Source organism: Candidatus Krumholzibacteriia bacterium (genome assembly GCA_030748535.1).
GTDB lineage: Bacteria > Krumholzibacteriota > Krumholzibacteriia > JACNKJ01 > JACNKJ01 > JASMLU01.
Genome location: JASMLU010000008.1, coordinates 26,292 through 43,722, shown reverse-complemented (window position 1 = coordinate 43,722; position 17,431 = coordinate 26,292). Strand labels below are relative to the sequence as shown.

Genomic DNA, 17,431 nt, shown 5'->3' with positions numbered 1-17,431 from the left:
CGGGGAAATCATATGGGGCTGGTCCTGCTGGATGGCCCCGCAGCTCCGACAGAGAGGCTGGAGCGCTGGCTTTCCGAAGCCACCTTCTTTCTCTGCGCGGATGGTGCGGGTGGCAGGACCTTGCCCCGCTTACCTGACGCAATCGTCGGCGACCTGGACTCCATCGGCGAAGTCTCAGAAGATCAGACCCTGATTCGACTGGAAGAACAGGACCGTACTGATGCCGAAAAATGCGTTGAACTCTGCTTTGAAGCGGGCTGTGACCGTGTCGTGCTTCTGGGAGAAATCGGCGGACGCTGGGACCACAGTCTGGTTCAGCTCGCACTTCCCCTGGCATGGCCGGGGCAGGTTCTCATGGCCGGATCAGAGCAGATCGCTATGGGCGTGAGCGGAAAAGAAGAGTTCCGGATTCCTGAAGGCCGGGCCCTGTCCCTCTTTCCCCTCTTCGGGCCCGCCCGGGGAGTGACACTCCGTGGCTGTCTTTGGCCACTGGAAAGAGAAGACCTTCTGCAGACAGAAGGACGAACTGCTTCCAACCGGGTCTGCCAGGAAAGTGTCAGCCTGGAAATCGAAAGTGGAAGTGTTCTTCTGATCTGTGAACACCGAAGCGAAGACCCGCTCTGGCGCCTTGGTCCATGAGCCTTTCTGCACTTCTTCTTTACGCGCTTTTCCTTCTCTATGTCGTCCTGCGTCTGTTTCGCAGAAAGGCCAAGGACGAGAAGGACTACCTGCTTGCCAGCCGTAGCCTGACCCTGCCCGCCTTCGTGGCGACCACGGTTTCGAGTTGGTACGGCGGAATCCTCGGCGTAGGCGAGTACAGTTACAGCTATGGCTTGAGCAACTGGCTGGTCTTCGGGGTTCCCTACTACCTCTACGCGCTGATCTTCGCACTCTTTCTCGCGAAACGGGCGCGGCGAAGCTCGGCGCTCACCGTGCCCGATCAACTCCGGCAACGCTATGGTTCGAAAGTAGCGATTCTTGGAAGCTCCGTTCTCTTTTTCATGACGGCGCCGGCCGCCTATGTGCTGGCTCTCGGAACCCTTCTGGTCCACCTGACCGGCCTGCCTCTTGCCCCGGCCATTGTTGTCGGGACGATCTTCTCTCTGGCCTATGTCTTCCGTGGCGGTCTTCGCGCCGTGGTGATGACCGACAAGATCCAGTTCACCCTGATGTTTCTCGGCTTTGCGATTCTGCTTCCCATGGCGGTCTCCCGCTTCGGAGGTCTTTCCTGGCTTCGCGACAATCTGCCCGCAGAACACCTGAGCTGGAACGGGGGACAGCCCTTTCAGGCGATTGCCGTCTGGTACCTGATCGCCGCATCCACTCTGGTGGAACCCGCCTTCTACCAGCGTTGCTTTGCAGCAAAAGATGAAAACACCGCCCGCCGGGGTCTTTTCCTTTCCGTGATCTTCTGGATCGTCTTCGACTTCATGACCACCACCACGGGACTCTATGCTCGTGCGGCGATGCCTGCTCTGGCCGATGCCCAGTTCAGTTATCCCCTTCTGGCAGAAGCCGTCCTGCCGCCCTTTGCCTCGGCCTTGTTCATGCTGGGGCTTCTGGCTACCGTCATGAGCACCATCGACAGTTATGCCTTCCTGGCCGCTGTCACCTTCGGGCGGGACATCGTCTGGCGACTTCGGGGAAGCCGGGGCGATTCCAATCGCTTCAGCCGCATGGGGCTTCTGGTCACGGGGCTGGTCAGCGTGGGGCTTGCCCTCTGGCGGGAGTCCATCGTGGGTCTCTGGCACGATCTGGGAAGCGTGGGAACGCCGGTCCTGCTATTTCCCCTCGCCCTGAGCTTCGGGCGCAGGAAGATCGCGGCGCCCTGGATTCTGGCCTCCATGATTTCGGGAGGAACGATCAGCCTGGCCTGGCTGATGGCCGGCAAGGCAGGACTCGCCCTGCCGCTGGATCTGGAAGCCATTTTCCCGGGTTTGATGATGAGCGGTCTGATCTGTCTTGCAGGGTGGATCAGGGCCAGGAACTGAACTCCACACTGGGAAGCCAGTTCCGGGAGTCCGACCAGAAGGGCCGACTATCTTTCAGGAAGGCAAGGGTGGCTTCTTCCACGGCCATGAAGACCGGGTTCACTTCGCCGGGGACGGCAATCCAGTGAGGCTCTGAATCCCGAAGGCGGGTCCAGGAGCCGGGCAATTCTATGCGGACCTTGCTTCGAAACTCCCGGATGGGCAGACCCGTCGGCCCTTCCTCCACGACAAAGAGCAGGTCCAGGTCGCAGCGCCGGCTTCCCTCTTCCTCTCCCCGGCTGAAGATCCTCAGCTTCCTGGCCTCCACCTTCAGTCTCACCTGGGGAGGATGGGTCCAGCCGCGAACGGCAAAACCGTATTTCTCCAGAGTCATTCCAAGAACATGGAAAACCTGATCCTCAAGAACGCCCCCGGGGAGCGGTCGAAAGTACTCGCGGGCCCGCTTGTCGTCGCGGTATCTCCAGACGACAGGGCTGGTCATGCCGGGGTAGACATCGCCCTTGAGACTCTCCCCGTCGATACGCATGGTGGGAAGTTTCGGCGCGCTTTCCAGGTACTCCAGGTGAAGCAGGGAGCGATCCACCGTGAGCGACTGCCTTGCACCGGGAGACGCGCAGGCCAGCAAGACCAGGAGAATGGGCCAGGCTCTTTTCATTCTTCCCCGAAACGGTGGGAGAGCGGACTCTCCAGGGTTTCCCAGTTTCCCTTCAGGCGATTCTTCCCGGAGGCAAAACCGAGGTAGCTGTACTTGCCATAGTGCGGAACCTTCGACGCGATCACGGAGACCTGGGCAGGATCCGAGGCAAGGACTGCCATGAGACCTCGATCGGCTCCGCGCTTGGAAGTATACACGATTGCGCTCGCTCCCGGCTCAAATCTTTCTTCCTGAAAGACGGTGAAAAAGGGCGTCACTTGCAGTCCTTCCGGTCGCGGGGCAAAGGGAGCCGGGCTTCGGCCCATCCAGATGACCGTCCTCGCCGCTTCCCTCTCAGCAGGATTGTCGCCCCGGATCAGCCGGGCCTCGCCTTCCACCCAGGAGGAAGCAAACTCTCTACAGGCCTCTTCCAGATCTGCGGGCAGGTCTTCTTCCAGAATGAAAAGAGGTTCCTCATCGCTAAGAATCATGCTGAGCGTGGCTTCCATCTCGTCTTCATGAAGGCGGCGAAAGAGGTGGTAGTCGGGATCAAGGTGCAGGACGAGAGGTGCCCGGAGCAGATCCACCGCGATTTCCTGCGTCCCCCTTTGGACGGTCAGCAAATGGCTTTCCTGCCCACTTCCGTTTTCCACAAGAAGTTCGAGAGGAAGATCCTGAAAGTCACCCTCCACCGAAATCTCCAGCGTCAAGCGGCCGTCGAGGTAGCTGGCTGCATGAAGTGAAATCATCGGCGCGCCTTTTCCCTCGACCCAGAGTTGCCGCATCGCTTCGAGGGCCATCGGATCCAGACCCGCCTCCTGTTCTGCCGCACGGAAGAAGTCCGACCAGCTGGCATCCTGCCACTGTTTCTCCCGGATCACGCGACGCAGGGAGGCCCGAAAGGCATCACGCCCGATCCGCTCTTCGAGCATGTGAAAGACGAACATGCTCTTGCCATAGCCCACCGCGCGGCTCGAAGCATCATGACGGCTGACGAAGTCGCTGAGAGGGAAGTCCTTTCCATCCCGCGAGTAGTGCGTGTAGTCCTTCAGGGTGTTCTTCCGGTAGGCCTTCGCCGCCTCCGCAGACTTCATCTCCTTGTAGAGATAATCCGCGCAATAGACGGTGAGCCCTTCACACCAGTTTCCGCCCTCGCCGACATAGACCGAGTTGCCCCACCAGTTGTGACAGATCTCATGGCCCAGACTGGTCTTTACAATGAAGGGCAGGCGCAGGATCTGCTGCCCGAGGAGAGTCCAGCTGGGCATGCCATAGCCCGTGGGAAAGAAGTTCTCCACCGTGGCGAACTTCGAATAGGGATAGGGAGAAAGAAAGGACTCGTAGAGATCCAGATAGCGGGCGGTTTCCTCGAGGTAGGTTTCCGCAAGGCGACGATCCTCGGGAAAGAACCAGGTTTCAATGCTGGTGTTTCCGTGCTGCCTTCGATCAATGGCAAAGCGGCCGGCCACCAGAATCATGCCATCACTTCGGGTGTCTGCATTCCAGCATTGCCATTGAAATCCATCGACGACTTCATCCCGGACCAGATCCCCCTGAGTGAGGCTCTGCCAGCCCTCGGGCAGGCGGGTCGTCAGGCGATGCTGGCACATCCCGCCCTCGAGCAGTGGATACCAGCCCTCGCTTCCCGAGAGATAGATCCCTTCCTCCCCGATGGTCGCAGAAATCTCACCGCCCACTTTTTCCCGCCCGAAGACCGTCTCCGACACATCCTGCCAGATCTCTCCTTCATAGTGGAGAATCCAGAGATCGCTGGGCTCTTCACGAGTCCATGACCAGCGCTGAAGGCCCTCGTCTGTCTCCATGGATTCCAGGGTTCCGGAGCCGGAGGGACGAAGCTTCGGGTGAAGCAGAAACTCCAGACTCCCGGTCTCTTTCTCCAGATGCAGGCTGTCAATGCCGGAGAGCTGGTGAGTGGAAGGACTCAGTTCCAGGGCAATTCGGTGGGCTCCCGGCTCTGCATGAAGAGGGAGAACGCCGAGAGCCAGGACGAGAATCTGCTTCATGTACACTCCTGTAAATGGGGACTTCGAGAATGTACACCAAGCGAATGCGGAGGAAAACCATCGATTGTTGCAATTCAGAGTTGAAGAGCAGGGATGCCACTTTGAGAATTATTCTCATTTTCTCTTGACTTCTTCCGGGTATTTGCTATGATATGACCTCACTTTGAGAATGGTTCTAGAATGAGACTCACAAGACAGAGAAAGGCAATCCTCCAGCACCTCCAGCGGCGCTTCGACCACCCCACGGCCGAAATGATCCACGAGGGCATTCGTTTCGACATGGAGGATGTCAGCCTGGCCACGGTCTACCGGTCACTCGGACTGCTGAACTCTGCCGGTCTCATTCAGGAACTGCCCGATCAGGGCAGGGGCAAGCGCTACGATGGCAACCCCCTCCCTCATCATCATTTCTTCTGCGAGCAGTGTGGCAGCGTGGAAGATCTTTTCGCCGGGCTCCCGGGCACTCTGAGAGAGTCCCTGTCCCGAATTGCGCACGGCGAGGTACGTCAGATTCAGGTGCTGCTCAAGGGCATCTGCGATGAATGCAAAACCCGTGAGGAAGAAAGAGGAAGCGAACAATGAGCGTACAGGTTGGTCAGGCGGCCCCCGATTTCAGTGCCGTCGCAGTAATGGGAAACAACGAATTCAAGGAAGACTTCAAGCTGAGTGATTTCCGCGGAAAGTATGTGGCACTCTTCTTCTACCCCCTGGACTTCACCTTTGTGTGTCCCACCGAGATTATCGAGTTCAACCGGAAGCTCGAGGATTTCCGGAGCCGGGGCGTGGAAGTGATCGGCGTCAGCATCGACAGCCAGTTCAGCCACTGGGCCTGGAAGAACACGGTCGTGAATGATGGAGGCATTGGAGACATCCAGTATCCCCTGGTCGCCGACATTCACAAGACCATCAGCCGCGACTATGGCGTGCTGATTGAAGAGGCGGGTATCGCGCTCCGCGGAACCTTCCTCATCGACAAGGAAGGCATCGTGCAGCATGCCACGGTCAATGCACTGGGACTCGGGCGCAACATTGACGAGACCCTTCGCATGGTCGATGCCCTCAAGCATCTGGAAGCGCACGGCGAGGTTTGCCCCGCCGGCTGGACCGAGGGCGATGAGGCCATGACCCCCAGCTCCGAAGGCGTTGCTTCGTACCTGACAAAGCACGCCGGCTAATTCGGCAAGCGAGTGGAAGAGTGGAGGCCCGCCGGGAAACCGGCGGGTTTTCTATTGCAGTCGATTCAGTTCCTGCCGCCACCCGGCCAGCAGGGCCATCGGAGCCATGAAGACCAGCACCATCAGTGAGGACCAGGGAGAAGCCTCCCCCCACTGCAGTACGATGGACAACAGGGCGCCAAGACCAAGAAGAAAGGCCAGCGCCGCGCCCTGCTTCCTCTCGTATCCCGGTGACAGGCGCGCCGCAAGACTCGCCCCCAGGTAGGCAAAGAGCATCCCGTAGAGCGTGGAAAAGACGCGGAAACCCAGATCCGGCACATCCCCTGGGTCCCTTCCGCTGAACTTGAAAAGAAGCACGATCGACAAGCGAACAGGACATAGCCTGAGAGAACTCCCAGGATTCTTCTTGGCATTTTCCTCCCACGATTCCGGCAGTTTCCCCCTTCTCACAACGGAAAACAAGGCGAATTGCGATTTCCCGTTGCCGGAATCAAAGAAAGAAGGCATCCTTCTTCTCCGATCTTGAAATCTGCCCTTGGTAGGCCTAGTTTGAGAAGTGGTTCACATAACCAACACCGGGACCAAAGGGGGACTGGGATGAGTGTCAGCGTTGAAGCGCTCGGCCTGGAAAAAGTAGGAATCCGCGAGGCCGGCCAGATCTATCGCAATCTGAATCACGAGGAACTCTTCGAACATGAAGTTCGCAAGGAAGACGGTACGGTTACCGCAAACGGAACCATGGCCGTGGACACGGGCAAGTTCACGGGACGCTCCCCGAAAGACAAGTATTTCGTGGAAGAGGAGAGCAGCAAGGACAATCTCTGGTGGGGTCCGGTGAACGAGAAGATCGACACCGATGTCTTCAACCAGCTGCTCGAAAAGGTGCAGGGTCACCTCAATGGCAAGGATCTCTATGTGACCGACGCCTATTGCGGGGCCAACGAAGACACTCGCATGAAGCTTCGCGTGGTCAGCGAGATCGCCTGGCAGAGCCATTTCATCCGCAACATGTTCATTCGCCCGACCGAGGATGAACTCGAGGGCTTCGAGCAGGACTTCACCATTCTGGTCGCCACGGAAATCACCGACGAGGAATGGAAAGCCCACGGACTGAACTCCGAAGTTTTCGTGGCCTTCGACCTCGGCCGCAAGCTCGCCATCATCGGCGGCACGAAGTACGGCGGCGAGATGAAGAAGGGCATGTTCTCCGTGATGAACTACTTCCTGCCCCTGCAGGGAATCGCGGCCATGCACTGCTCGGCCAACATGAACGAAAACGGGGACACGGCACTCTTCTTCGGTCTGAGCGGAACGGGCAAGACCACGCTGAGTACCGATCCCGACCGCGCCCTGATCGGCGACGATGAGCATGGCTGGGACGAAGACGGGATCTTCAATTTCGAGGGCGGCTGTTACGCAAAATGCATCGATCTTGACCCGAAGACAGAGCCTGACATTTACAATGCCATTCGCCGCGATGCCCTGCTCGAAAATGTGGTCATCGATCCGGAGACGAAGGAAGTCGTGTACTCGGATGCGAGCAAGACACAGAACACGCGTGTCAGCTATCCGATCTACCACATCGACAATATCGTCAAGCCGGTGAGCAAGGGCGGCCACCCGAACAACATCATCTTCCTGACCTACGATGCTTTCGGCGTACTGCCCCCGGTCTCCCGACTGGACAAGGGCATGGCCATGTACCACTACCTCAGTGGATACACGAGCAAGGTCGCGGGAACAGAGCGGGGAATCGACGAACCCCAGGCCACCTTCAGCGCCTGTTTCGGCTCGCCCTTCCTCACCCTGCACCCGACCGATTACGCCAAGATCCTGGGCAGGAAAATTGATGAGCACGGCAGCAAGGCCTGGCTCGTCAACACGGGCTTCACCGGCGGAGCTTATGGGACAGGACATCGCATGGACCTTCCCACGACCCGCAAGCTGATCACCGGCATTCTCGATGGAAGTCTGGATAAGGCGAACTACACGCCCCATCCGATTTTCCTGGTCGAGGTTCCCGACCAGCTCGAAGGCGTTGACCCGAAGATTCTCGATCCGAGGGAAACCTGGGAAGACAAGGCCGCCTACGACGACAATGCGCGGAACTTGGCCGCAATGTTCATCAAGAACTTCGAGCAGTACCTGCTTGACGGAGATGACTTCGACTTCACTGCCCACGGCCCGAAACTGGACCAGGCTTGAGTCGACTTCTCCCGATTCTCTGCATCCCACTCCTGATCGCCTGTGAAGGCGGGAAGGGGCGGGAGGTTCTCTATTTCCACACAGCCGCAAGCCTTCGCGATGCCGTCACGGAGATCGCCAGCGTCTGGGAAGAAAGAAGCGGGCAGCGGGTTCTTCCCATCTTTGCCAGTTCCTCCACGCTCGCCCTTCAGATTGAAAAGGGCGCAGAGGCCGATCTCTTCCTTCCTGCCAATCCTCTCTGGGCGGATCATGTCGAAGCTCATCGGGCTGTTCTGTCCCGCAAGGATCTTCTCGGAGGGCGACTGGCCCTGGTCTGCCCCCCGGGCAATCCTGCTCACATCCGGGGAATCGCAGACCTTGGCTCCGCTAATGTCAAGGACATCGCTCTCGGCGACCCCCGCCATGTGCCCGCCGGAATCTACGCAGTGGAATGGCTCAAGGCAGCAGGGCTCTATGAAGACACCCACAAGAAGCTCCGCCCCGCAAAGGACGTGCGGGCCGCTCTCTCCTGGGTCGAACGCAGGGAAGCTGATGCGGGACTGGTCTACGCCTCCGATGCTCTTCGAAGCCTTGTGGAAACTCTCGATTTGATAGACCCTCCCACAGCAATCCGCTACCCTCTTCTTCTTTTGGAGGCTCCGTCCGGAAAGCCGAAAGCCGGAACGGAAGCTCTCTTTGACTGGCTCAGCGGGCCCGAGGCGGGGGCACTCTTTCGGAGCTATGGCTTTTCTCCCCTGGAGTAAAATGAGCGCTTCTGAATGGCAGGCCCTGCTACTCTCCCTCAAGGTGAGTCTCTTTGCCAGCCTTCTGTCCCTTCCCCCGGGAATCCTGCTGGCCAGTTGGCTTGCCCGGGGGCGCAGCCGCCTGCGCTGGATTATTGAAGCGCTGGTGCAGGTTCCCCTGGTTCTGCCTCCCCTGGTGACCGGCTTTTTTCTTCTTCTGCTTTTCGGCCGGGGCAGCCTTCTGGGAAGCTGGCTGGAGAGTCTCGGACTCCGGGTGGTTTTCGACTGGAAGGGAGCCGCGCTGGCCGCCGCCGTCGTCAGTTTCCCCCTGCTTGTTCGCGCCGCCCGGATTGCCTTTGAGCAGGTCGATCCCTCCCTGCCCCTGGCTGCCCGAAGCCTGGGAGCCGGCCGATGGGACACCTTCCTCACGGTCACACTTCCCCTTGCCCGCCGGGGGGTTCTCGCGGGCCTGCTTCTATCTTTCACCCGCGCCTTTGGAGAATTCGGTGCCACCATTATACTGGCAAGCAATATCCCCGGCCGCACCCAGACCGTGCCACTTGCCATCTACTCCCTGATCCAGGGAAGCGGCGGGGAGGCCGCCGCCCTTCGCCTGGCCGGCATCTGTGTCCTGGTCAGCTTGATCGCCATGATCGCAGTACACTTCCTGGAACCCGGTCGAAAGGAAGTGGACTGATGCTGCATCTGAAGCTGGACTACCGCCGAGGCGACTTCCATCTGGAACTGGAACTTACAAGCGAACACAGGATCACCGCTCTCAGCGGCGATTCGGGAAGCGGGAAAACCACCCTGCTGGACCTGATTGCAGGGCTGAAGACCCCCCGAGCAGGGAGAATTGAAGTGGATGGCACGCTTCTCTTCGACTCTTCGCAAGGTCTGGACATTCCGGTGGAAGATCGACGGGTGGGCTACCTTTTTCAGGACGGCAAGCTCTTCCCGCATTTGAGCGTGAAAGACAACCTGCTCTATGGAAGAAAGCGACGTCAGTACGAGGGTCCCGCTCTGGAGGAAGTCGTGTCGGTCCTCGAACTGGGGAACATGCTGGAACGAAGCCCGAACCGGCTTTCCGGCGGGGAAAAACAGCGGGTGGCTCTGGGAAGGGCTCTTCTCAGTGCTCCCCGCATCCTGCTCCTCGACGAGCCCCTGGCCAATCTTGACGAAGGCGCCAAGACCCGCATTCTCGATTACCTCGACCGGACTCTTCGTCACTTCCAGCTTCCCGCTCTTTTTGTTTCCCACAGCAGTCGGGAAATCCGGGATCTGGCCGACTGGCTGATCCTGATCGGGAAAGGGAATGTCCTGAGACAGGGACTTCCCGCCGGGATGCTTGCGGGCGCCGATTCTTGACTCCCCGATCCGCTTTCACTATCTTCTTCGCCATCGAGGTTTCGTGATCTATTCCAAGGAGAAAACCATGCGCAAGATTCTGTTCCTCTTTGCCCTGCTGCCCCTGCTGATCCTCGCCTCCTGTGGCGAAAAGGAAGTGGCGCTTCCGACCTGGACCGGCGGTGCGGAAATGACCCTGAGCAAGAGCACCAGCCTGGCCGATGTCGTTGCCTCGGCCGAAGCCTTCGTTGACAAGCAACTGCTTCTGGAAGGAACCGTTGTAGGCGTCTGCAAGGGAAGTGGTTGCTGGGTGCAACTGGATGACGGAAAGGGCAACAAGTTCTATTGCAAGAGCATGGACCACAGCATCGCCTTCCCCAAGGACTGTGAAGGCAAGACGGCAAGAGTGCAAGGCACCATGCTCGCCCAGCCCTCCTCCGGTCACTCCGAGTGCGCGCACGGCGAGGATGAAGGGCACGAGGGACATGAAGACCACGCGGGCGAAGAAGCCCACACCTGTCCCTCCCCCACCTATCTGGTCAACATTGAGGGAGCCGTGCTTCTCTAGTATTTGACTCGGGCCACTGCGCTCGCTAGTATTCTGGCCGGCCTCCGGGCAGGCCCTTTTTCTGTACAGGAAGGAAGCAATGAGCCGCCGCTACTGGATCCTGATCGCACTGCTGCTTCTGGCCTCTTCCGCTCTTGCGGAAGGCCGAAGGGCTCTCCCCGTTTCCCTCAAGTCCTCCTTCTCCCTCAGCCACGGGAATCTGCTTCTCGATAACGAGAACTACAGCGACTTCTTCGGGGACAATCAACTGCCCGTCTGGTCACTGCGTTATGACCACCTCCTTTACGGCCCCCTGAGTTTCGGGCTGGGCGTGACGGCCAGCGGAAAAAGCCACCTTCGGGAAAGTATCTCCATTGGAAGCGAAGCCTATCCGGTCATCTACAACTACAGTGCCTTTCAGTACCAGTGGGAACTGGGATTGCGCCTCAGGCTCCCCCGAATAGCCCAGTTTCGAAGCTATGCCTCCTGGTCGCTTCTTACGAGCCGTGTCCATACCCTGAGTGAAGGCTATGCCTCCGGCTACGATGCAAACTGGGAGGAACACTCCCCCACCCCGGATTCCTGGCTCGGCTCCACAGGCTCAAGAGCCTCTCTGGGTTTCTCTCATCCTTTCTGGGCAAATATGAGCCTCTTTGCCGAAGCCAGCCGCATTCGCATGGACGATTACGGCGAACTCACCGAGTCCACACCTCCTTCCGGACTCTGGAATCACTCGGGCTGGAGACTGGACTTCGGAATCCTTCAGCAGTTCTAGTTTTGATCCACGATCCTTGACTTCCCCAATTCCCCTCTCCATATTGAGCGGCGATACCCTTCGCTCCAACCACTCCAAAGGGGAAAGCAATGCACGAGTTTTTGAAAACCCTGAAAATCGAGGACAAGAATTCCGGAGCCAGTTCGCGCAACTGGATCGAGAATCCGGGCGGGGAGGAACTGGATGTGTTCTGCCCAGGAGACGGTTCTAAAATCGCAAGCGTCACGCAGGCTTCGGTGGAAGACTACGAGAAGATCGTCAGCGAGTCTGTGGAGGCCTTCAAGGAATGGCGCAGGGTTCCTGCCCCGGAGCGCGGGCAGATCGTCCGGATCTTTGCCTCCGCCTTCCGTGACTACAAGGAACCCCTTGGCCAGCTCGTCAGCTACGAAATGGGCAAGATTCTCAGCGAGGGCGAAGGCGAAGTGCAGGAAATGATCGACATCGCCGATTTTGCCGTCGGTCTCAGCCGCACGATTGGCGGGCCGACTCTTCCGAGTGAACGCCCGGGACACCGTCTTATGGAACAGTGGCATCCTCTTGGTCCGGTCGGCGTGGTCACCGCCTTCAATTTCCCGGTGGCCGTCTGGGCCTGGAATGCGATGATCGCTGCTGTTTGCGGGGACTCCACCATCTGGAAGCCATCAAGCAAGACTCCTCTCACGGCCATCGCCGTTCAGCACATCTGCAACGAAGTAATGAAGAGCAAGGATCTGCCTCCGATCTTCAGTCTCGTGGTGGGACGCGGTTCCAGCGTGGGCGAAATGCTCATCAATGACCGTCGTGTTCCCCTGATCAGCGCGACGGGTTCCACCCGCATGGGCTGCCATGTTGGTAAAACCGTGGGCGGCCGTCTCGGACGCACCCTCCTGGAACTCGGGGGAAACAACGCCATCATCGTCGACGAAACTGCGAATCTCGATCTCGCGCTTCGTGCAACGGTCTTTGGCGCGGTCGGCACGGCCGGACAACGATGCACTTCTACGCGCCGGCTCTTTCTCCATGAGTCTCTGGCCGAGGACTTCACGGCCAAACTGGTGAAGGTCTATGAGTCCATCTCCATCGGAGACCCGCTCGACCGCAGCACCCTGATGGGTCCGCTCATCGACGAAGATGCGGTCAGCACCATGCTGGACGCTCTGGAAGCCGTGAAGGCCCAGGGCGGCGAGATCCTCACCGGGGGCCAGCGCCTGGATCGGTCGGGGCACTTCGTGCAACCGACCATTGTCCGTGGTCCCGCGGACATGGAAATCGTTCGGGAGGAAACTTTTGCTCCCGTCCTCTATGTCTTCCCTTACTCGGATCTGGATCAGGCCATCGAAGCCCATAACTCGGTGGATCAGGGACTTTCAAGTGCCATGTTCTCCACCAATTTCATGAACGCCGAAAAGTTCCTCGGACCCGAGGGCTCGGACTGCGGCATCGCCAATATCAATGCAGGCACCAGCGGTGCGGAGATTGGCGGGGCCTTTGGAGGAGAAAAGGACACGGGTGGCGGACGGGAATCGGGAAGCGACGCATGGAAAATCTACATGCGCCGCCAGACCAATACCCTGAATTACTCCACGGACATGCCCCTGGCCCAGGGCGTGGAGTTCGACATCTAGCCCTGTTTCATAAGCAGAAAAGGGCGGGTCGTTCTGGCCCGCCCTTTCTATTTCCTTCAATGGCCCCCTCCAAGTCTTTATTTCATAGCAACTTAAAAATTGCCCCCCTGAACCCTTGAAATGTGGGGGCCACCTGTGTTAGAATCTTGAAGTTGGGAAGGCTAAGGGCTTTCCCTTTGCACTTCGACTCTAGTACTGCACCTAAGACTCTCTTTATTGGAGGAGCAACATGCTGAAGAAGTTAATGCTTACGCTCGTCGTCCTCGCGGCTTCCACCGCGATCGCGAGCGCCAACACCCTGACCATTGATGGGCTCGTCCTGCCTGGCAACGGCACCAACGTCACTCTCGACCGTCTTGGCCTGATCAACGATGGAAGCTTCGAGAACGGCGAATGCGATGCCGGCTCTTCCTGGACCTGCTACACGAACACCAGCTGCCTGTGGATCATTGATCCTCTCGGCGTCTGGGGCTACCCCGCCTACGACGGCGTCCTTTGTGGATGGCTCGGCGGATTCTGTGGAGACGCGAACAGCAACGCCTTCTGTCAGGATATCTTCATCGACGGAACCGGCATCAGCTGGTACTGGATGGGCTACGTCGCTGATACCGTCGACGGCCTCGACCTGATGTACATCAGCGTCGATGGTGTCAACACCTTCGAGCACTACATGGTCTATCCCGATGATCACACCTACGGTACATGGGGCCAGATGCTCGGCACCGTGACCGGCGTTGGTGGCGTCCACGAGCTTTGCTTCGGTTTCACGGCTTCGACCGGTGCCAACATGCTGATTGACTACATCGAACTCTTTGAAGGAACTGGCGTCATGAACACCAGCTTCTCCTCCGTGAAGAGCCTCTACTAGTCGATAGTTCTTGGATAAAGAAACCCGCCCTTTCGGGGGCGGGTTTTTTTTGCGCCCTGAAACAGAGGCTAGATTCCGAAACGAACCATCAGGGAAGAGGAGAAACCGTTTCCGTTTCCCAGAAGCGCGGGATCTGCAAGGCTCCCCTCCAGTGACCAATCGCCAGCGGTAAAGAGGTAGCCGGCCTCCACAAGGATGCCCACCCACTGCGCCAGTCGCCAGTCAAAACCCAGGTGAGGACGAATCATCGCAAAGCTCCGCGTGCCCCGCAGCCGGACAATGACATCCTCATTGTCGCCAGTCTCCTCGGCCCAGATCTTCGACTGCCCGCCGCCGAGTTGCACACCCGCTTCCACATAGAAGCGATTGCGGAGTGCGCGCACACCCTTGATGGAAAAATAGCCCGCCTCATGCTCCCAGCGACTCAGGCGGCTTCCCACGGAACTCTCGCTCGCGCCACCATATCCTCCGCCCCCGAGAGCCAGAAAAAAGCGCTCTCCGGTCTGCACGGCACCCCATCCTGCGCCCCCCCAGTAGAGTTCGAGCGAAGGAACTTCAACGAGCCCCTCTTCCAGAAGCAGCTCGTTCAGGGCGGTGAAATCCTGGGAATAGAGGGTCATGGAGGGCCCGCCCCCGCTTCCCGTGGCCTCCATCAAATCGGAGCTGAAAAACTCCTCCTCGTCATTCCACTCCCCTTGCTTATCCGCCAGAAGGGGAAGGGAAAGGAGAAGTAGCAACAGAGAAATCCGAAATCCTGTATTCATGGAACCTCCTGTAAAACAGACATTCGCTTACGGGGCCCTGAGCGAGTGTTTCACTTCGCCGTGATCTCAACCAGATCCCCGTCTTCGAGGACATGGGCGCGGTCGACCACCTGACCATCGAATTTGCCGGATCCCCAGATCCGGGCGGACTGGAAGGTCTCGAGAAAGTCCCGATGCACCTTGCCCGCCAGATCGAGAACCGTCGCCCCCAGGGGCAGCAGATAGGGTTCACTCATCTCTGCTTTCTTGTGAGGAACCTTCGTATAGGCCCGAATCATCTCCAGCCTCTCCCAGACCGCCTGTCGAAAGAGGTCCAGACCTTCTTCACTCAGACTCGAAAAGGCCACCGCAGGCCAGGGATCCCCGATGAGTTCGGACAGGAAACTGCGATTGACTTCTGCGTCCGGATGATCCGCCTTGCTCATGGCCAGTAACGTTCGACGCTGGTTCAGGGCAAGATCCGGGTTCTCCTGATCGACCCTGCGAACCGGATGGAGGCTTTTCTCTTCCAATCCCTCCCGAAGGGCTTGCAGGGCTTCACAGCAATCCGGTGCAGAAAGGTCGGCGAAGAGAACCAGTGCATCGGCCGTGCGAGCCTGATCCAGAATCCAGGACTCCAGCGGAAACTGTGCCACCGGAGGCGTATCGATGAGTTCGATCTGCACATCCTTGTAGGGCATCATGCCGGGAATAGGAAGGCTGGTGGAGAATGGAAACTCGGCCACCTGCACATTTGCATTGGTCAGACCCTTCAGGACACTGCTTTTGCCACTGTTCGGGGCTCCGAGAAGAAGAACCTGAGGACTTTCCGTCCGGGGAATAAACCAGGGATTGTGGGTTTTGCCTTTGCTCTTGGCAGCATGCTCGATCTGGTCCTGTAGCTGGCTGAGCTTCTTCCTCAATTCCGCCCAGAGCTTGTCGGTCCCCTTGTGGCGGGGCATGATGGCCATCATCTCCCGCAGGTGGGCGATCTTCTCCGAAGGCTCCCGGGCCGCCTTGAATTTGTCCTCGACCTTGTAGTACTGGGGGGGAAGATTGGTAGGCACAAGCTCTCCTTGATCTCAATACTAGATCTTTGCTCCGAGAGGGTCAACGGAGAAGGGAGAACAGTATTATCTTTGGTTTCCCCGAGAGATACCTTTGATTCTTCGTCGGCAAAGCAGATTTTCCGCAGGATCAACCGTATCTCCTTGAATCCTCCGAATGATCTGCCGATAATTGAATCAAAGGAGGATTCCATGAATACGGACCTCAAGAATTACAATTCGGGAGTTCAGGACTATGTGCGCAAGGGCGAGAAAATCGCCCGGGCCCGAAAGGATGCCTGGCAACGGATGAAGAAATGCCGCTTCGACACGATCAGTGTTCATGGGCTCTACACCATGCAGGAGGCTCTCGAGGGAAACCAGGGCTCGATCATCGAGCCGGCCTACCTGTCCACCAGCCAGGGCTATCGGGACTCCGATGAGATGGAAGCCGCTCTCGCCTACATGATTCCCACCTGGTGCTATGCCAGAATCGCCAATCCTACGACCTACTATCTGGAATGGACGCTCGCTCTCATGGAGACCTACGGAACGCCGCTGGAGGCCAGTGCCGTGGTCACGGCCAGCGGCATGAGTGCGATCATGAGTGCCGTGGAACCCTTCCTCATCAAGCAGGATTCCAGCCCTTCGGAGCCGATCAACTTCGTCTCCTCCGCCCATGTCTATGGCGGCACCTTCCAGCAGTTCAGCATCCGGCAGGCGGAAAAGGGTCGCCAGGTTCGCTGGATTGCAGACCCCATGAATCTGGAGGAATGGGAGTCCAGCATCGATGAACACACTCGCTTCCTCTATACAGAACTTCCGAGCAATCCGACCATCCAGTTCTGCGATCTCGAGAAACTGGCTGAAATCGCCCATCGCCATGGCATCCCCCTCATCGTGGACTCCACGGTGGCCACTCCGGCCCTGATGCGCCCTCTGGCTCATGGAGCCGATGTCGTGGTTCATTCCGTATCCAAGAGCATGACCTCCAGCGGCATGGGCGTGGGTGGTGTCATCATTGCCCGCAAGAACATCGTCAGCCGCTTCGGGGAACCGGAGATGAAGGCGGACTTCGCTTCCTGGGTGAAGTTCCTGCCCTTCCGGGACAACGGCCCCTCCATGAACCCCATGCAGGCTCTCATGATCCTCAACGACCTGCGAACCCTGCGCAGCCGAATGGACCTGGTCAGCCGCAACAGCCAGATCGTCGCCGAGTTTCTGGAAAGCCATCCTGCGGTCGAAAGAGTCGACTACCTGGGCCTGCCCTCCAACCCCCTGCATGAACTGGCCAGCCGTTACATGAACCTCGCAGACAGCGAGGGAGAAAGCGGGAGCCCGAAGAAGCGCTACGGACACCTGATGAGTTTCCAGGTCCGCGGAGGCGGAGAGGCAGCAAGAAGGGTTTTCGACGGCTTCGAACTGATCTACCGCGCCACCGATCTCGGCCGAATCAAGTCAGTGGCCACGATCCCGGCCATCAGTACCCATCAGCAACAGGGAGAAGAGGCCCGCGCCATGGCCGATGTTCCCCCGAGCATGATTCGCCTGAATGTCGGCGGCGAAGATCCCCGGGATCTGATCGTGGATCTGGAGCGGGGACTCCATAGAATCTAGCCCCCGATTTTGGCGGATTTTTCAGGTATTTTCCGGTCTTCCTGCGACATTCCGCAAGAGGGAAAGCGGGGGCTTTCAAAAGCGAAAAAACCGGACTTCGGACTATTGCATTCCAATCCCAAAGCCCTTACTT

Annotated in this window: 18 protein-coding genes; 13 read left to right on the top strand and 5 right to left on the bottom strand. The window is 58.5% G+C overall.

The window, feature by feature from the left end; translation table 11 throughout:
* Positions 1 to 12 precede the first annotated feature (12 nt).
* The gene (locus QGH30_07830) at positions 13 to 639 is read left to right on the top strand and encodes a thiamine diphosphokinase (GenBank protein MDP7022245.1); all 627 of its coding nucleotides are present in this window, start codon (positions 13 to 15) and stop codon (positions 637 to 639) included.
* The gene (locus tag QGH30_07825; GenBank protein MDP7022244.1) at positions 636 to 1,991 is read left to right on the top strand and encodes a sodium:solute symporter family protein; all 1,356 of its coding nucleotides are present in this window, start codon (positions 636 to 638) and stop codon (positions 1,989 to 1,991) included. The genes QGH30_07830 and QGH30_07825 overlap by 4 nt, the downstream gene beginning before the upstream one ends.
* Here the strand turns inward: QGH30_07825 and QGH30_07820 are convergent.
* Together QGH30_07820 and QGH30_07815 are read right to left on the bottom strand one after the other, a co-directional pair.
* Positions 1,975 to 2,646, bottom strand: coding sequence for a hypothetical protein (locus QGH30_07820; protein MDP7022243.1), 672 nt, complete (start codon positions 2,644 to 2,646; stop codon positions 1,975 to 1,977). The genes QGH30_07825 and QGH30_07820 overlap by 17 nt on opposite strands.
* Entirely contained in the window at positions 2,643 to 4,649 is a 2,007-nt protein-coding gene (locus QGH30_07815) for a M1 family aminopeptidase (GenBank protein ID MDP7022242.1), read from the bottom strand. Before QGH30_07815 ends, QGH30_07820 begins: the two co-directional genes overlap by 4 nt.
* Positions 4,650 to 4,829: 180 nt before the next feature.
* Between QGH30_07815 and QGH30_07810 the strand changes: the two genes are divergently transcribed.
* Together QGH30_07810 and QGH30_07805 are read left to right on the top strand one after the other, a co-directional pair.
* The gene (locus tag QGH30_07810) at positions 4,830 to 5,231 is read left to right on the top strand and encodes a transcriptional repressor (GenBank protein MDP7022241.1); all 402 of its coding nucleotides are present in this window, start codon (positions 4,830 to 4,832) and stop codon (positions 5,229 to 5,231) included.
* Entirely contained in the window at positions 5,228 to 5,824 is a 597-nt protein-coding gene (locus tag QGH30_07805) for a peroxiredoxin (protein MDP7022240.1), read from the top strand. Before QGH30_07810 ends, QGH30_07805 begins: the two co-directional genes overlap by 4 nt.
* Before the next feature lie 51 nt (positions 5,825 to 5,875).
* Here QGH30_07805 and QGH30_07800 read toward each other — a convergent pair whose 3' ends face one another.
* Positions 5,876 to 6,190, bottom strand: coding sequence for a hypothetical protein (locus QGH30_07800; protein MDP7022239.1), 315 nt, complete (start codon positions 6,188 to 6,190; stop codon positions 5,876 to 5,878).
* A 231-nt stretch (positions 6,191 to 6,421) separates the two neighbouring features.
* Between QGH30_07800 and pckA the strand changes: the two genes are divergently transcribed.
* The 8 genes from pckA (at position 6,422) to QGH30_07760 (ending at position 13,892) form a co-directional block, all read left to right on the top strand.
* Positions 6,422 to 8,029: a phosphoenolpyruvate carboxykinase (ATP) gene (gene pckA / locus QGH30_07795; GenBank protein ID MDP7022238.1), complete on the top strand. Its 1,608-nt coding sequence runs from the start codon at positions 6,422 to 6,424 to the stop codon at positions 8,027 to 8,029.
* Complete coding sequence (gene modA / locus QGH30_07790; protein MDP7022237.1) at positions 8,026 to 8,772, top strand: molybdate ABC transporter substrate-binding protein; 747 nt, start codon at positions 8,026 to 8,028, stop codon at positions 8,770 to 8,772. The genes pckA and modA overlap by 4 nt, the downstream gene beginning before the upstream one ends.
* A gap of 1 nt (position 8,773) precedes the next feature.
* Positions 8,774 to 9,448, top strand: coding sequence for a molybdate ABC transporter permease subunit (gene modB, locus QGH30_07785; GenBank protein MDP7022236.1), 675 nt, complete (start codon positions 8,774 to 8,776; stop codon positions 9,446 to 9,448).
* Positions 9,448 to 10,119: an ATP-binding cassette domain-containing protein gene (locus tag QGH30_07780; protein MDP7022235.1), complete on the top strand. Its 672-nt coding sequence runs from the start codon at positions 9,448 to 9,450 to the stop codon at positions 10,117 to 10,119. The genes modB and QGH30_07780 overlap by 1 nt, the downstream gene beginning before the upstream one ends.
* 67 nt (positions 10,120 to 10,186) lie before the next feature.
* Positions 10,187 to 10,666, top strand: a complete 480-nt coding sequence (locus QGH30_07775; GenBank protein MDP7022234.1) for a DUF4920 domain-containing protein — start codon at positions 10,187 to 10,189, stop codon at positions 10,664 to 10,666.
* Between the two features lie 79 nt (positions 10,667 to 10,745).
* Positions 10,746 to 11,420: a hypothetical protein gene (locus tag QGH30_07770; protein ID MDP7022233.1), complete on the top strand. Its 675-nt coding sequence runs from the start codon at positions 10,746 to 10,748 to the stop codon at positions 11,418 to 11,420.
* An 89-nt stretch (positions 11,421 to 11,509) separates the two neighbouring features.
* A complete protein-coding gene (locus QGH30_07765; GenBank protein ID MDP7022232.1) occupies positions 11,510 to 13,024 on the top strand; it encodes an aldehyde dehydrogenase family protein in 1,515 nt (504 codons plus the stop codon).
* Positions 13,025 to 13,253: 229 nt separating this feature from the next.
* The gene (locus QGH30_07760; GenBank protein MDP7022231.1) at positions 13,254 to 13,892 is read left to right on the top strand and encodes a hypothetical protein; all 639 of its coding nucleotides are present in this window, start codon (positions 13,254 to 13,256) and stop codon (positions 13,890 to 13,892) included.
* A 68-nt stretch (positions 13,893 to 13,960) separates the two neighbouring features.
* Here QGH30_07760 and QGH30_07755 read toward each other — a convergent pair whose 3' ends face one another.
* The gene (locus QGH30_07755; GenBank protein ID MDP7022230.1) at positions 13,961 to 14,656 is read right to left on the bottom strand and encodes a hypothetical protein; all 696 of its coding nucleotides are present in this window, start codon (positions 14,654 to 14,656) and stop codon (positions 13,961 to 13,963) included.
* Positions 14,657 to 14,706: 50 nt separating this feature from the next.
* Entirely contained in the window at positions 14,707 to 15,702 is a 996-nt protein-coding gene (locus QGH30_07750) for a TGS domain-containing protein (protein ID MDP7022229.1), read from the bottom strand.
* Positions 15,703 to 15,894: 192 nt separating this feature from the next.
* Between QGH30_07750 and QGH30_07745 the strand changes: the two genes are divergently transcribed.
* Positions 15,895 to 17,298 carry an aminotransferase class I/II-fold pyridoxal phosphate-dependent enzyme gene (locus QGH30_07745; GenBank protein ID MDP7022228.1) on the top strand — a complete coding sequence of 468 codons (1,404 nt, stop codon included), beginning with the start codon at positions 15,895 to 15,897 and terminating at the stop codon, positions 17,296 to 17,298.
* Positions 17,299 to 17,431: the final 133 nt, after the last annotated feature.